We start from the raw sequence: 555 nt of genomic DNA, 5'->3' as shown, positions 1-555 counted from the left end.
GTTGGCCTCGAGCGCGGTGGCCCACGTTTCCAGGGTCCTCGCGTAGTGGAGCCGCAGCGACTGGACGCGCGTGATCTTGAAGCCGGCCTCCTCCGCGTGCTCCTCGACCGACGGGATCGTCGGCAGCCAGCCGCCCGGGAAGATCTCGGCCAGGATGAACTGGGTGAAGTGAACGACTTCGTGGGTCAGCGGAGTGCCCTGCGCCCTGGCCTCTTTGAATGTCGGACGCGTGATGGTGTGCAGCATCATGACGCCCTCGGCCGGCAGCACCCGGTGGGCCATCTTGAAGAAGTGGCCCCAGCGCTGGCGGCCGAAGTGCTCGAAGGCGCCGATGGAGACGATGCGGTCGACCGGCTCGTCGAACTTCTCCCAGCCCTCCAGCAGCACCCGCGTCGAGCGGTTCGTGTCCATCTGGTCGAACATCTTCTGCACGTGGTCGGCCTGGTTCTCCGACAACGTCAGGCCGATGACGTTGACGTCGAACTTCTCGATCGCCCGTTGCAGCGCCCCGCCCCAACCGCAACCGATGTCGAGCAACGTCATGCCGGGCTCGAG

General features: G+C 66.1%; 1 protein-coding gene. It reads right to left on the bottom strand.

Going from position 1 to position 555, the window contains the following annotated elements; all coding sequences use genetic code 11:
• Window positions 1–555: class I SAM-dependent methyltransferase (locus A5787_RS09495; protein WP_156763857.1), on the bottom strand; the 555-nt coding region annotated here is incomplete at both ends.

The organism is Mycobacterium sp. 852002-50816_SCH5313054-b (assembly GCF_001667185.1).
In the GTDB taxonomy this organism is placed as follows: Bacteria; Actinomycetota; Actinomycetes; order Mycobacteriales; family Mycobacteriaceae; genus Mycobacterium.
This window is presented reverse-complemented; position numbering and strand designations above follow the sequence as displayed.